The organism is Pseudomonas sp. PS02302, assembly GCF_029959585.1.
GTDB lineage: Bacteria > Pseudomonadota > Gammaproteobacteria > Pseudomonadales > Pseudomonadaceae > Chryseomonas > Chryseomonas aestiva.
In genome coordinates this window covers 25296-38367 of record NZ_JASCON010000049.1, presented here as the reverse complement: position 1 = coordinate 38367, position 13072 = coordinate 25296, and the positions used below count along the sequence as shown (strand labels likewise).

The 13072-nt window shown below is 58.6% G+C and carries 14 protein-coding genes; 4 read left to right on the top strand and 10 right to left on the bottom strand.

Going from position 1 to position 13072, the window contains the following annotated elements; translation table 11 throughout:
- From QMX82_RS16605 to QMX82_RS16590, 4 genes are all read left to right on the top strand, one after another.
- The coding region (locus QMX82_RS16605) for an NAD(P)/FAD-dependent oxidoreductase (RefSeq protein ID WP_282285568.1) at window positions 1–393 on the top strand (393 nt) is incomplete at its 5' end.
- A complete protein-coding gene (locus QMX82_RS16600) occupies window positions 384–1412 on the top strand; it encodes an ABC transporter substrate-binding protein (RefSeq protein ID WP_059315658.1) in 1029 nt (342 codons plus the stop codon). The genes QMX82_RS16605 and QMX82_RS16600, both read left to right, overlap by 10 nt.
- A 102-nt stretch (window positions 1413–1514) precedes the next feature.
- The gene (locus QMX82_RS16595; protein WP_007160512.1) at window positions 1515–1862 is read left to right on the top strand and encodes a cupin domain-containing protein; all 348 of its coding nucleotides are present in this window, start codon (window positions 1515–1517) and stop codon (window positions 1860–1862) included.
- 996 nt (window positions 1863–2858) lie between these two features.
- On the top strand, window positions 2859–3050 hold the full coding sequence (locus tag QMX82_RS16590; RefSeq protein WP_282285560.1) for a hypothetical protein: 192 nt from the start codon (window positions 2859–2861) through the stop codon (window positions 3048–3050).
- Window positions 3051–3440: 390 nt separating this feature from the next.
- Here the strand turns inward: QMX82_RS16590 and QMX82_RS16585 are convergent, their stop codons facing one another.
- From QMX82_RS16585 to QMX82_RS16540, 10 genes are all read right to left on the bottom strand, one after another.
- Window positions 3441–3752, bottom strand: coding sequence for a response regulator (locus QMX82_RS16585; protein ID WP_282285559.1), 312 nt, complete (start codon window positions 3750–3752; stop codon window positions 3441–3443).
- Between the two features lie 454 nt (window positions 3753–4206).
- Window positions 4207–4947, bottom strand: coding sequence for an SDR family oxidoreductase (locus tag QMX82_RS16580; protein WP_282285557.1), 741 nt, complete (start codon window positions 4945–4947; stop codon window positions 4207–4209).
- Window positions 4948–4965: 18 nt separating this feature from the next.
- Entirely contained in the window at window positions 4966–6096 is a 1131-nt protein-coding gene (locus tag QMX82_RS16575; RefSeq protein WP_282285554.1) for an NAD(P)/FAD-dependent oxidoreductase, read from the bottom strand.
- A 22-nt stretch (window positions 6097–6118) separates the two neighbouring features.
- The gene (locus tag QMX82_RS16570; RefSeq protein ID WP_282285552.1) at window positions 6119–7246 is read right to left on the bottom strand and encodes an NADH:flavin oxidoreductase/NADH oxidase; all 1128 of its coding nucleotides are present in this window, start codon (window positions 7244–7246) and stop codon (window positions 6119–6121) included.
- Between the two features lie 13 nt (window positions 7247–7259).
- Window positions 7260–8195 (bottom strand): dihydrodipicolinate synthase family protein, encoded by a 936-nt coding sequence (locus tag QMX82_RS16565; protein ID WP_208692116.1) that lies wholly within the window; start codon window positions 8193–8195, stop codon window positions 7260–7262.
- Window positions 8196–8363: 168 nt separating this feature from the next.
- Window positions 8364–10073: an FAD-dependent oxidoreductase gene (locus tag QMX82_RS16560; RefSeq protein WP_208692117.1), complete on the bottom strand. Its 1710-nt coding sequence runs from the start codon at window positions 10071–10073 to the stop codon at window positions 8364–8366.
- A 36-nt stretch (window positions 10074–10109) separates the two neighbouring features.
- Entirely contained in the window at window positions 10110–10784 is a 675-nt protein-coding gene (locus QMX82_RS16555) for an amino acid ABC transporter ATP-binding protein (protein WP_282285549.1), read from the bottom strand.
- A complete protein-coding gene (locus QMX82_RS16550; RefSeq protein WP_208692119.1) occupies window positions 10768–11514 on the bottom strand; it encodes an amino acid ABC transporter permease in 747 nt (248 codons plus the stop codon). The genes QMX82_RS16555 and QMX82_RS16550 overlap by 17 nt, the downstream gene beginning before the upstream one ends.
- Window positions 11514–12188 carry an amino acid ABC transporter permease gene (locus QMX82_RS16545; RefSeq protein ID WP_222613560.1) on the bottom strand — a complete coding sequence of 225 codons (675 nt, stop codon included), beginning with the start codon at window positions 12186–12188 and terminating at the stop codon, window positions 11514–11516. Before QMX82_RS16545 ends, QMX82_RS16550 begins: the two co-directional genes overlap by 1 nt.
- Window positions 12189–12254: 66 nt before the next feature.
- Complete coding sequence (locus QMX82_RS16540; RefSeq protein ID WP_208692121.1) at window positions 12255–13061, bottom strand: transporter substrate-binding domain-containing protein; 807 nt, start codon at window positions 13059–13061, stop codon at window positions 12255–12257.
- Window positions 13062–13072: the final 11 nt, after the last annotated feature.

Here is a 13072-nt window from a genome sequence, read left to right as displayed (position 1 = left end):
GCCCGCCAGGTGGCGCGCGGAAATGGCGTGCTGGGCGGGGGGCGCGGTTTCGCACTGGACGCCGACCGCGCCCGCCCCGGCCAGCTGGCCATCCTCGACATCCTCAGGAACGCCGCCGAACTCTATCCGGCCCTCACCGGCGCCCAGGCGATCCGCACCTGGAGCGGCGTCGAGGGCTATCTGCCGGATCACCAGCCGGTACTCGGCCCCAGTCTTACCACCCCCGGCCTGCTGCACGGCTTCGGCTTTGCCGGCGCGGGCTTCCAGATCGGGCCGGCGGCTGGCGAAGCCCTGGCCGAGTGCATCCTGCAGGGCGCCCCCCGGCACAGCCTGCAAGCCTTTTCCATCGCCCGTTTCCCTTCCCAGCCCAGGAGTTCCCAATCATGCGCCTGACCCCCGCCCTGCTCGTGGCCCTCGCCGGCCTGCCCCTGGCCGCCGTGGCCGAACCGACGCTCTACCTCGGCATGAACGGCGGCACCATGGAGCGCCTCTATGCCGACAGCGTGCTGCCCGCCTTCGAGAAGGCGCACAACGTCAAGGTGGTGATCGTGCCCGGCACCTCGGCGGACATCCTCGCCAAGGTCCAGGCCAGTCCGCAGAAGCCGCCGATCCACGTGATGTTTCTCGACGACGGCATCATGTACCGCGCCATCGGGATGAATCTGTGCAGCCCGCTCAAGCCCAGCGCGAGCCTGGCGCAGATCCCTGACAAGGCCAAGATCAAGGACCAGGCGGCCGCCGTCAGCCTGGGCGTGACAGGGCTTGCCTACAACAGCCGGCTGTTCAAGGAAAAAGGCTGGGCGGCGCCGACCTCCTGGGCGGATCTCGCCGATCCCAAGTACAAGGGCAAGGTGGTGTTCCAGTCGCTGTCCTCGTCCACCTTCGGCCTGCACGGCTTCCTGATGTTCAACCGACTCAAGGGCGGCACCGAGCAGGACGTCGACCCCGGCTTCAAGGCCTGGCCCACCACCGTCGGCCCCAATGTGCTGGAGTACATCCCCAGTTCGGCCAAGCTCTCGGAGATGGTGCAGACCGACGAGGCGGCGCTGTTCCCGCTCACGCCCACCCAGGTCACCGCGCTCAAGCTCAAGGGCATCCCGGTGGAATACGCGCCGCCCAAGGAAGGCGCCGTGGTGCTCAACGTCGCCGAATGCGTGACCGCCAACAACGACCAGCCGGAGCTGGCCCAGCAGCTGGCGGAATACCTGCTGACGCCCGAAGCCCAGGCGCCGGCGCTGGAACTGGGCGACCAGATCCCGTCCAATCCCAACACCCCCACCACCGACAAGACCCGCGGCCAGGTGGACGCCATGCAGAACTACCTGAAGACCGCCGTGACCATCGACTGGGACGAGGTCAACAAGGTACGGCCGCAGTGGAACGCCCGCTGGAACCGGCAGGTGGAACGCTAGTCGCTCGAACAGCGCAAACGCACCGCTGGATGTCGACCCTGGACAACTCCGGTCCGGGGCGACCCCTCACCCTTGGCGGCTTCCATCACCAGGAGAGCCGCCATGGCCAACCCGCCCATCACCGTTCTGCGCGACACCCAACCCCTGCCCGTGGTCGATGCCTGCAAATGGGAGCGCATCGAGGGTGAACCCCATACCGTCAACCTCAATGCCTACACCTCCGATGACGGCAGCAAGATCATGGGCACCTGGATCTGCACCCCCGGCAAGTGGCGCGTCGACTACGTGAAGTGGGAGTACTGCCACTTCCAGGAGGGCTACTGCATCATCACCCCCGATGGCCAGGAACCCATTCACCTCAAGGCCGGCGACATCTTCGTCGTCGAACCCGGCATGAAGGGCACCTGGGAAGTGGTCGAGACGGTGCGCAAGTATTTCGTCTTCGCCTGAGCTGAGGACAGCGACTGCCGGTTACGCCGGCGCGCTGCCAGGGCGTGGCATCATTCGCATAGCAGGTCCAGGTCGGGCGTGTGGCCAGGCGTTCGAGATAGGCCTCGATCGCCGGTGCCGCGAAGCGTTCCAGCAGGGTGCTGCGCTAGGCAGGCCCAGAGCGATGCCGGCCAGGCCGAAGCCTTTGCCAGCCACCTAGGGGCCACGCCAGCTCACCTTGCTTCGAACTAAACTCATCGCCCAGCGCCTGATGAGCTCCGTGATCTCAAGGAGCGGCGCGACGGTCGGCCAGCCCGGACCGCCGGACTGGTCGTCTGCCACCAGCGCCCAGGTACCGCCAGCGTCGCGATATTCGTAACGCTAGAGGATGAGTTCGGGATGGTGAATGTGGCGGTTTGGCGAATCCTGACGGAGCGTCAGCGACCGGAGTTAGTAGCGTCCCAGTAGATGCGTGTGGATGGCACCCTCGGTACAAGAGACGGTGTGCTGCATGAGAGGGCAGGTCGGCTGGAGGATGCAAGCGAGCTCCTACAGAGCCCGGATCTGTCAAGTCTCGACTTGCCCTGAGCGTACCCGCTATGCGCCCGCGTGGTGCAGCATGTCACTCAACTGCGTTGGAACGTCTATGAAAGCTCCACGAGCGCTACTGCCAGACATTGCCTCGGAACGAGCTGGTTGTATCCGCTGCTTGCTGTCTGCAGCCGGGACGAGACAAGCCTGGTGCAAGGCGACCATCTACCAATTCCTCTGCCAATTGCCGTCATTCCAGCACCCGTGTAGACAAATATTTCACAGCATGTCGGCGATCATGTGCCGTTAGGGACACAGCTCTAGTAGTTCTGAGAAAATGGCACGGGAGGTGCCTATGTCCAGAAAGAGCACAGCTTACGTTGGTTGGATGCTTTTCTGTCTGATGGCAGGCGCGCTGGGCGTCGTCGCCCTCTCATTTTTGTTGTTCGATCTTTTCTGAGGGCAATGCTCGATGAAGGTCGACCCATGTTCAAAACAGTACAGATACTGCTCAATCGGAAGATTGCCAATCACCTCAACGCGTTGCCAGCAGCAAATGTAGGCGCCGCCGTGACCAAGGTGATGAGCGATCCGATCGTACGCACGGGTATCGTCAAGACGCTCGAAGCTCACCCTGCAAAATCGCTCCCTACGAAAAAGCGCATGTGGCTCGCATGATGAAGGATTCAAGCAGGCCTGGAAATGATCATGGATCTATGACCCCAAAGGATACGAATTTCCTAGCTCAGCAACTTGCTGCCCTTAACCGTCCCCTGTAGTCCGTCAGTGAGTTCAAAGGGGAGGCGGCAACTTTCACACTGGCAGATCCGTGGAGGCCAATGCGACCGAATAGAAGGCTTAACAAAGCATTGGTGAGCGATACGCGACTCGCTTGCGTAATCATCAGAGACACGGCCTACGCAATTTGAGCGCCAAGATCACCAGTACGGCCATTTTTCAGACGAATAGAAGCACCTCTCATGAGAGATCGCCAGTTGATCAAGAATCACTGACATACCAAGCGTTTCAGCCGGTAAGTTCACATACTTCAAGCAACCGGTCGACCTCCTAGGGTTTTGCTAGAAGCGTCACTCTGGACAACTGCTGAATTGGCCCATCGAAATATCCGGAAGAAATGACTATCCGAAGGTCTGGCTGTAGCCGTCGTGCCTGATAGGCAAGATCTAGTCCAGTCATCGCGCCAGGCATTTTGACATCGGTAAAAAGCAGGTTTAGCCGATGACCAGTGCGCTGCAGATAGTCGTACGCAGCGTCAGCGGTAGCGAAGCAGACCACTTCGCAACCATGCTCTTCGAAAATCTCGCGTAGCATGTCCAAAAGCAGCTCTTCATCTTCAGCGATCAAAACTTGGCCTTTCACTTGCTTATCTCATAGCGGCGCCTGGTATCCAAACGACTCTGTTATCTCGTCATATCTCCCGCTTGTACGACGAAAAGCACGGCGTACAAGATTCGTACAACATGATGAGCTGCCTTCGATCGCGCGCACCTCCAGGCTGAGACAGATCCTCACGAAGCCATACCCGCCCACAGCGTCGGTAAGTGCACAGCTTTCACCCTCAACCGACATATTCACCACTGTGAGGCTATGTTTTGGGATGGGCAGAAAAGCTCAACCTCATTAGGGCTGTAGCACCGTCACAGCCTTATGTTGGTTTTCCGTGGGATAGATTGTCGTTTAACGCTAACGGGCCTAGCCTGCGAGCCAGCGTATGCCAGGTTCAGAACGTGCCATGGGTTGGTGCGACTTGCTCATGAAGCATGAGACATCCGCTCAAGCGCCAACCTGACCGGAGCCTCTAAGGGTCAGCAGCTCAAAAACTCTCGATTCCAGCATCGACTGGCATGACTATCCCCGTGATGCCCGTCGAGGCCGACGAGCAAAGGAAATATGCGGCTTCTGCGACTTCCGTAGCCGTTACGAGCCGTCGAAGTGCATTGTTATCCGCCATAGATTGCAACGCCATTCGCTCAGCCTCCCGATCATGTCCGGTTCGCGCCGCCACCCTATCGCGCAACGCTGTCGTGGCTACCGGCCCAGGTGCTATAGCGTTGACCCGTACCCCATGAGGTCCTAGGTCTCGACATGCCGCACGCATGATACCGAGCACGGCGTGCTTGGAGGCGCTGTAGGCCATCTGCTGACCATGTGCGAATCGCCCGTTAACAGAAGACATAAGCAGCGCAACCCCTTGGCTAGCTTTCAACGCCTCAGCAGCTGCCGCGAGAGTGAAAGCTACGCCACGAACGTTGATCGCTTGCGTCTTTTCCCACTCATCAACCTGGAGCTCCCCGGTACTCCGCCATGGAGGTACCCAACCGGCGTTGGCGACACAGATATCAAGTCGTCCACTCTGCGAGAGAACCTTCTCTACCGCACCGTGCAGATCGTCCAATCGCGTGACATCGCAACCCACGAAGTCTGGAGAATCTTCCATGGTCTGGCCTGGCAGATCGGCACAATAGACACGTAGGCCCGCTTGCCGGAAACGGTCAGCGATCGCAAGGCCCAAGCCCCCTGCGCCGCCGGTAATTAGCGCTACTTCTTCACGCATGGAAGCTCCCGACGGTCATCAGTGACAAAGGAACGGTCTGTAGTCGATATCCAGCGGCACAGGTTTGTCCTGCACCAGGCTTGCGATGATCCGAGCGATGATCGGGCCTGCAGTGAAACCCATCCACGGAAAGAAATTCATAAAGAAACCCGGTGAATTGGGTACCTCACCCAGAATCGGCCGCCAGTCATCGGTGCCATTCACCACAGCAGCCCATGTCCGGATAACTCGCAGTGGCCCCAGCGCAGGTACCGTTTGCAAGGCCAGCGCCATGTTCTGCGCCAATGAATCCGGATCGGTGACGGGATGCCCTCGGCCATGCCATCGTGCTGGCCACCCTCCCCCGATCAGTACTGAGCCGATCGCATTTTGCTTAAGGGTGAGCTTCTCCCCAGCCGAATAGACCAGGTGGGGAATCAAAGGGCCCGTCTGCTCAGTCACAGCTACCTGGATCGCGAATCCCTGGACATCAGTTTGTATGCCCACCATTGCTGCAATGCGGCCGGCATCGGCGCCCGCAGCATTCACTACGCGTTTAGCAAGCAGAACCTCACTCGCGAGTAGCACTCGGTAGTGGTCGTGAGCGCGCTCTACGCCTAAAACCTCGCAATGCCTGCGAAAATGCACGCCCAAACGCCTAGCGGCATCTGCATAGGCCAGGGTCGCTTTCAAGGGACTGGCTTTACCCTCTATAGGGCAAAACGCCCCACCGATTACCCTGTCTGAAAGATAGGGTGCGAGCTGGCGGATGTCGTGCTGGTCGAGAAGACTGACTTCCAAGCCGTGGCTCCGCTCCAGCAAGGCTTTGGCCTCAATTTCACGCAGCTGTTCTTCGGATGTCCCTACCAGCAATCCGCCCTTGGTGGAGACCTCGAGATCGACCCCCAATTCGCCAGGCAATTCGTGCCACATCTCGATTGAACGAGCCATCAGCGCGATGCTGGGTGCAAACCGCTGAGCCCAGGCTGGCCCCTTGTTTACGAAAGGATCATGAGGGATCTGCGCATGCAGGCTGCCTGCGTTGGAGCCTGACGCCTGAGTATTCAATTCGCTGCGCTCAAGCACGAGAACATCGACCCCATCCTTGGCCAGGTAGTAGGCTGTCGCGCATCCGGCCAGACCTCCGCCGATAACGATTACATCGGCCATGGAAAAACCTTCAAATGATCGATCATGCGGTCTTCTCCTCTGCGCGCGCCTGCCGGCGCGCCAGAAAAAAACCATGGGCCTGCGGTAGCAAATCGTGAGCGTCCGCCACACCCAGTTCCAGGGCGGCGTGATAAGCGAAGCTTGGATCATCAAGAAGGGCTCGCCCTAATGCCACAAGATCAGCGGCCCCACTGGCGATCACTTCTTCAGCCTGTTGCGCGTTAGTGATCAACCCCACAGCCATGGTGGCGACCTTGGCTTCAGCGCGAATGCGCGCCGCGAAAGGCACTTGATGGCCAGGCGTTGCCACCGTCGCAGAACGAGCCACTGGGCCAAGAATTCCACCAGATGAGCAATCCATCAGGTCGACCCCCTCATCCGCTAGCAGGCGCGCAAGCTGGACCGTGTCGTCTAGCGTGATACCGCGGTCGTCATCGTCAACACAGGAAGCGCGATACCAGACGGGCATATCAGCGGGTATCGCCTTGCGTACGGCTTGCACGATCTCAAGCGCCAGCCGTGCCCGACCGGCGAAATCAACCCCATAAGCGTCTACTCGCTTGTTAGCCAAAGGCGAGAAGAACTCATGAATCAGATAACCATGCGCCCCGTGAATTTCGATGAAGTCCAGCCCCGCCTCGACTGCTCGAGTGGCTGCCGCGGCGAATGCCGCTACAACCTGCTCGATATCTTCAAGGCTTGCTGCCTTGGGAGTTGGCCAGCCGGCGTTATGCGCCAGTGCAGAAGGGGCCAGTGTCGACCAAGCTGATGTCGCGCTATCCATTCCCAAGGGACCGCTACCCAACCAGGGTACTGCGGAGCTGGCCTTGCGACCGGCATGACCCAGTTGCACACCCAAGGGTATGCCTTGCTGGTGATACAGATCCCCCAACCGCCGAAGTCCAAGGATCTGATCGTCGCTCCAAATCCCCAGGCAGCCAGGACTGATACGCCCTTCACGCGTCACCGCGGTGGCTTCGAGCGATGCCCCTCCTATGCCGCCCAGCGCGAAACGAGCGTGATGCGCGTAATGCCAGTCGTTAACTAGACCTTCGGTAGCCTGGTACTGGCACATCGGGGACACTACGAGCCGATTGCGAAACCTTACGCCTCGGCAGTCGAATGCAGTGAATAGCTGGGAAGGGTTCATGCCGGCTCCTTACTTACTTGGCTGCTTGGGCGGCAACGTAGCTATTGAGGTCGTCCAGGATGCTGACGATCCGCGCGCGGCGATCCATACCCTCCTGACCCAGGTCGGCAAACTGCGTCAGCGGCGCACGCACATCGCCTACCGGGTAACCCTGAGAGGCTGCCAGCGCTTTTGAATAGCACTGATGCCCATAGGTGGGATGTCCCTCAGCAATGATGTGATCGAAGCTGCTGATCATCGCCTGAATCTTGCCGGCTTCCTGTAGCTTGCCCTCCACAAGCGCCTCCCACATGCGGGTTGATGCACGAGGAATGTAGTTGGCGTATGGGTTTACGTATCCCACCGCACCCAGCAGGAAGCTCTCCACAGGACGTTCACCGGCGAACACATTCATGACCCCTTCCGTGCCCTCGACGATGTCATAGATGCGACCGACATCCATGCTGGCTTCCTTGATGTAGCGGACGTTGTCGAAGGCTTTGGTCATGCGGGCAACCAACGCTGCCGACATGTCGACGTTGGTCGTGACCGGATTGTTGTACAGCATGATTGGCAACGAGGTTGCCTCGGAAATCGCTCGGTAATAATTGAAGATCTCGTCTTCGGTCGGGGTGTAGTAATACGGTGGCGCGATCATGAAACCGTCAGCGCCGAGTGCCTCAGCCTCACGGCTATAACGCACCGCATTGGGGGTGTAGGCATTCATGGTGCCTACCAACACATCAATGCGACCATTGACCAATTTCACTGTGGTTTCGATGTATTCGGCGCGCTCGTCGTCGGAGATGGTCAGGAACTCACCGGTGGTACCGAGAATGATGATGCCAGGCGATCCAGATTCGATCTGCCACTCGATAAATGCCGCTAATGCCTGGTAGTCGATCTGGCTACCGTCAGCGGTAAAGGGTGTAACGGTAACGCCGTAGCTGCCGCGAAATTCCTTACTCATAGCGATCTCCAACTGTCGTACAGATGTGCGCAGGCGCAGGATGCGCCCGCATTTTTTGGTGTTACAGCCGATCTTTTCTGGCCATTCCGAGGTGCTCCGCCTTATTCGGCGCAGCCGAATCCGAACGCCCTAAACACGACGCTTTCTAAATCGAACTTATGTTCGCGGTTAGCTGATTTCTGGCTTTACCAAGGCTCCGGCGAGCTCCGCTACCGTCACTGGCTTGACTGGTAGGCGCGGTGCAAATCCGGACATCTCCGAGCGCACAGATCCTGTAATTTCACAGACACGTTCATCCAGTGCCGCGGCGCAGTACCGCCCCTGGCAACGTCCCATGCCGATGCGCGTGTGACGCTTGATGGCGCCGACAGTGCTGATACCGGCGTCCAAGGCGTTTTGCAGCGTGGCAAAGCTGACCTCTTCGCAGCGGCATACAAGATTTGCATCCACTGCTGCGGCATCAATGCCTTGGGGCCGGGCATCTGCCTGATACAACGTCCATAGCGCTTTCTGAAAGCGCTGCTGACGCCCGAGCGTTGCCTGGGCTTTCTGGCGGCTTTCGAGCAGTTCACGACCGAGTTGATAACCACAGGCTGTTGCTGCTTCCAGACCTACGAGGCGCCCTTCTGCCAGAGCGACCTTCGCTCCGCCCAAACCGGTGCAGTCGCCCAGGGCAAAGACGCCGGCTATATCTGTCTGGCCGCTTAAATCGCGACGAGTCACCAACTGCCTGCGTGCCGAGTCGTAATCGTGGCTACAGCCCAAGGCCCGTAACAGTTCGTTGGCCGGTTCGAATCCATAGCCTAGGCAGACGCAATCCACCTCGAAGCGCTCAGCCAACGCCTGACCTTGGGGAGTACAGAGACTGACCTGGAGCGACTCACCTTGAGCTTCGATGCCTGACACCAAGGCGCGGTGAATCATTCGTCCGCCACCTCGATATAGCGTCCAACGGTAACGTAGCCCATCCTTTACCAAGCCGGGCGCAGAGACCGCCATATGCAGCAGGCTCGGCAACATCGCCAGGCTTGGTTCCGGTGCCGCTTCGACTACAGCCACCACGGTGGCTCCACCCGCCTGCAGCTCGGATGCCAGTTGCAAATTGAGGGGCCCGTTGCCTGCAATAAGCACTCGTCGCCCAGGTAATCTGCGAGCCGTCCGCCATAGCGTCTGAGCCGCGCCGGTCGTCATTACGCCCGGCAGCGTCCAACCTGGCACCTGCCAGCCACGCTCATAGGCGCCGGTGGCAATAATCGTTGCCCGTGGTTTCCAGCGCTGGGTGTGACCACCCACTGCAACACCGTACTCACCAGGTTCAAAAGCGCCCCAAACCAAGGCGTCACCGATCAGCTCAACACCCGCTTTGCGTACTTGGGCGATGAGTTCAGCGCCGTGTCGATGCTGCCGATCCGGCGGCGCAATATCCGAGCCTGTCACACTGAGCTGCTTGTAATACTGGCCGCCAGGTAGGCTGCGCTCATCCAAGACCACCACGCTGGCCCCTGCCTCACGGGCAGCAAGTGCCGCTGACAAGCCTCCTGGTCCAGCACCTACGACGAGGACATCCGCCGTTCGAATTTCCATAGGTGTGATCGGCGGGGTCTGAACCCCCTCAAGGGGTAGAACCGCATGGCTGAGAGTACGTCTGACATCGACTGGCGCGACCACCTTGGTCATGCAGGCACGCTGATTCGGCTTGCCATCGACTTCAACAAGACACTCCTGACAAACGCCCATGCCGCAGAAAATACCTCGGCATGCCCCGTTACGGGTTTCGCGGAAATGTCGTACACCGCCTGCAATCAGCGTCGCTGCCAAAGACTCACCTACACGGGCTTTGAACTCTTTACCTTCGAAGGTGATTGCAATCTCAGTCATGCCAAACTCTCCAACGGCCATCTCTGATGTGCAGACTCAGTGACGCAGAATCTTGCCCACGAACTCTCGGGTGCGTGCTTCCACGGGTGCTTCAAAGACCTGCTGGGGCGTTCCCACTTCCACGACTTGCCCCTTATCCATCATCACGATGCGCGTCGACACTTCGCGCACGAACGACATTTCGTGAGAAACCAACAGCATCGTGATGCCTTCCTTGGCCAATCCGCGAACCGTGTCGAGGACCTCATTGACGAGCTCCGGGTCCAGCGCAGCCGTTACCTCATCCAACAACAGGATCTGGGGTCGAAGTGCTAACGCACGCGCAATAGCTACACGCTGTTGTTGGCCGCCGGATAATTCATCTGGATAGGCGTGATACTTCTCGCCAAGACCAACCTTGTTCAGCAGCGCTTTGGCTTCCTTTTCAACCTCTGCCTGGGGCCGTTTTTTGATCTTCGTCGGAGCAACGGTCACGTTGCGAAGCACATCCATGTTCTGGAACAGGTTGTACTGCTGAAAGACGATGGCCATCTTGTCTCGAGCGGCACGCAGGCTGCTCTTCGACTTGTAGTCCAAAGGAGCCTCGTCAATCAGCACCTGTCCAGACGTTGGCGGCAGCAACCCCATCAGTACGCGCAGCAGAGTGCTCTTGCCGGAGCCGGACGGTCCGATCAGGCTAATGACCTCGCCACGGTCAACCGACAAGCTCACGTTTTGCAGGACCGGAATGTGCGCGTACGCGCTCGACAGATTTACGACGTTGAGGTGAGCCAAGACGTTTCTCCAGATAAGCGCCACATTTACTGAGCGGGTAGGACAGGGCGAAGTAGGCAGCGAGAATCACGCCGTACACCAGGAACGGTGAGAAGCCTCGGTTCATCAGCACCTTGCCCGTGAACGTCAACTCGACTACGCCCATCTGCGAAGCAAGTGAGGTGTCCTTGATGAACATGACCATGAAAGCGAAAGCCGGCGGCAGGATGACCTTCCAGGATTGCGGCAGCAGGACCATGAACAGCGTACGGCTGAAGCCGAAGTTCATCACATGGGCCGCCTCGAGCTGTTGCCTAGGTACCGACTCAAGACCTGCCCGAATGATCTCCGAGAGAAATGCAGTGGCCACTAGGCAGATCGACACGGTAGCAATGGCTGAAAGCGAGATGTTGGAGCCCAAGCCCTGGGAGGCATACATCACGATAAAAAGAATGACCAGGAACGGAATGCGCCGGAACACCTCGACATAGATCGTCACCAGCAAGCGCAATGGCATCAGCCAATGGCTCTTGGTGCTACGAATCACGGTGATGACGAAACCGCATATGGCGCCCACTGAGCAACCGATCACCGTCATCATCAGGGTACGGCCCATGGCTTCAAGAACGAAGACCAAGGTGTACCAGGTGAAGAAGCGCGGAGCTTGGGAAATGATGAGATCGAGCATCAGAACACCTTGATTTTCGCGCGGAACAGATGACGGCCGACAAGCCCCAAAGCGATCGACGCGATAAACGTCAAGGCCACGTAGATCGCCGCCACTACCGAGAAGGTTTCTATGGTTCGCAAGTTGACTGTGGAGATGTTGATGGCCCGGCCAGTAAGCTCCTCGACGCCGAAGATCGCACCGATCGAACTGCCTAGCACCAACCATATGAAGAAGTTACAGAGCGGCGCATAGATGGTCTTGGCGATGTGCGGCAGGATCACGTAACGCACTGTCTGTAGGCCCGACATGCCTAGCGTGACCGCGGTTTCAATCTCCGCTTTTCGCACGGACTCGACGCCAGAGCGCAAGATGTCCGTAAGGTAGGCGCCCGAGTTGAGAGTCAGACCTATCAGCACCGCAGTCATGGGTTCCAGCACGATGCCGACGTCAGGCAAGGCGTAGAACAGAAAGAAGATCTGAACCAGCGCAGGGGTGTTGGTAAACAGCGTGATGTAGATGCTGACCAGGGCACGCAACAGCCGACCGCCATGTAACTTCGCCATGGCACCGGCCAAACCGATTGCCGCGCCAAGCCAGAACGACACGAAGGCGATTTCCAGAGTGAACAGTGCGCCCTTCAAGAGATAGGGCAGGTTCTGAATCACATTGGAGAATTGAAAGGTGTAGTCCACGAGTCTATCCATCTATTTGGCGGCCTCGTGCACAGCCTGGGTGCTGTACACGAGAACTGCGGAGGATTAGAAATACGGGCTGGCGGCTACAGGTACGAGCATTGGTGCGCCGTATGCTTTTTGCCAGGTAGCGTTGATGAAGCCGCTGCTGTGCATTTCGTACAGCACCACGTTCAGATAGTCCTTCAAACCGGTGCTGTTCTTGGCTACACCAATGCAGTCATACCCTACGGAAATAGGATCTTTGAGCACTTTCCACTTCACGTCCGGGTAGTTCTTGGTGAAGTTCATGAAAAAGTCGATGTTTTCAACGATGGCGTCGCCGCGTCCCTGAGCAACAGCGCGTACGGTGTCAGCGATGGTTTCGACGAGCAGGACGTTGGCTTTAGGTAGCTCCTTCTTGAGATAGTCCACCGACCAATTGCCGCGCATGTTGACCAGCTTTACGTCAGGGCTATCGAGCTGCTTCCAGTTATCGACCTTGAGCTTTTCAGTCGTCAGCACGGCCATGGACTCAGTGTGCAAGGGCACAGTGAAGTCGATCAGCTTTGCGCGCTCGGAGTTTCGCGTGAGTGCGCCGAGCGAAATATCGATCCGATCCGACTGCAGAAACGGGACGCGCTGGGCGCTCTCGGTCGGGACGAATTCGACTTTAACGTTGAGATTCCGCGCGATTTCATTGGCGGCATCAATATCAAAACCGACCATCTCGTTCTTATCGTTGTAAGAGCTCATGGGCGGAAAGTTCGGATTGACGCCAACTCTCAACGTACCGCTCTGGATGATTGCATCGAGACTGCGCGCCTGCACGGCACCGGCAGCGCCTGCCACCACGACCGCCAGTGAAAGAATGACCGCTTTCAATTTCCGCATGTGAGACTCCT

Bases quoted from the DNA above. Each gene is read 5' to 3' on its own strand.
- QMX82_RS16565 (WP_208692116.1), bottom strand. From the start codon at position 8,195: ATGAGTAAGGAATTTCGCGGCAGCTACGGCGTTACCGTTACACCCTTT.
- QMX82_RS16600 (WP_059315658.1), top strand. From the start codon at position 384: ATGCGCCTGACCCCCGCCCTGCTCGTGGCCCTCGCCGGCCTGCCCCTG.
- QMX82_RS16580 (WP_282285557.1), bottom strand. From the start codon at position 4,947: ATGCGTGAAGAAGTAGCGCTAATTACCGGCGGCGCAGGGGGCTTGGGC.
- QMX82_RS16590 (WP_282285560.1), top strand. From the start codon at position 2,859: ATGTTCAAAACAGTACAGATACTGCTCAATCGGAAGATTGCCAATCAC.
- QMX82_RS16550 (WP_208692119.1), bottom strand. From the start codon at position 11,514: ATGCTCGATCTCATCATTTCCCAAGCTCCGCGCTTCTTCACCTGGTAC.
- QMX82_RS16570 (WP_282285552.1), bottom strand. From the start codon at position 7,246: ATGAACCCTTCCCAGCTATTCACTGCATTCGACTGCCGAGGCGTAAGG.
- QMX82_RS16575 (WP_282285554.1), bottom strand. From the start codon at position 6,096: ATGGCCGATGTAATCGTTATCGGCGGAGGTCTGGCCGGATGCGCGACA.
- QMX82_RS16560 (WP_208692117.1), bottom strand. From the start codon at position 10,073: ATGACTGAGATTGCAATCACCTTCGAAGGTAAAGAGTTCAAAGCCCGT.
- QMX82_RS16540 (WP_208692121.1), bottom strand. From the start codon at position 13,061: ATGCGGAAATTGAAAGCGGTCATTCTTTCACTGGCGGTCGTGGTGGCA.
- QMX82_RS16595 (WP_007160512.1), top strand. From the start codon at position 1,515: ATGGCCAACCCGCCCATCACCGTTCTGCGCGACACCCAACCCCTGCCC.